Below are 751 nucleotides of genomic sequence, written 5' to 3' on the forward strand. Positions count from 1 at the left end.
TTATTTGTATATAATAGACCTACACATACTAAGAAAACAGTAGCAGCATTACTAAAGAATAAATTTGCTTCTGATAGCGACCTATTCATTTACTCTGATGCTCCAAAAAAAAGTGAAGCAGAAAAGGATGTTTCTGAAGTAAGACAGTATATATCACAGATTCAAGGGTTCAAATCTGTTAAAGTTATTGAAAGAGAAAAGAACCTTGGCTTAGCAACCTCTATAATACAAGGAGTTACAGAAGTAGTTAATATATATGGAAGAGTAATTGTGCTAGAAGATGATCTGGTAACAGCACCTTCTTTTCTTTCCTATATGAATACAGCCTTAAAACTGTACCAGCAAGATGATGCTGTTATTTCTGTACACGGTTATGTTTATCCAGCTAACATCAATCTAGTTCAAAATACTTTTTTCCTTAAAGGTGCAGACTGTTGGGGTTGGGCAACATGGAAGAGAGGTTGGGATTTGTTTGAAACAGACGGCTCTAAACTGTTGCAGCAACTACATGCACAAGAGTTAACCACTGAGTTTGATTTTGACAACTCCTACCCTTATACACAAATGCTTATAGATCAAATTAATAAAAAGAATGATTCTTGGGCTATCAGATGGTATGCATCCGCTTTTTTAGAAAATAAATATACACTTTATCCTACCAAAACACTCGTAAAAAATATTGGGCTTGATATGAGCGGAACTCATTCAGGTATAGATGCGACTCTAAATGATAGCAGTTTATCTGCAGAAA

1 protein-coding gene is annotated in these 751 nt (G+C 34.8%); it reads left to right on the plus strand.

Annotated elements, in window-relative coordinates:
• The coding region (locus ACFQ2O_RS21965; protein WP_377533116.1) for a glycosyltransferase at nucleotides 1-751 on the plus strand (751 nt) is incomplete at both ends.

The sequence above is a fragment of the Pontibacter rugosus genome (assembly GCF_042678745.1).
GTDB classification, from domain to species: domain Bacteria; phylum Bacteroidota; class Bacteroidia; order Cytophagales; family Hymenobacteraceae; genus Pontibacter; species Pontibacter rugosus.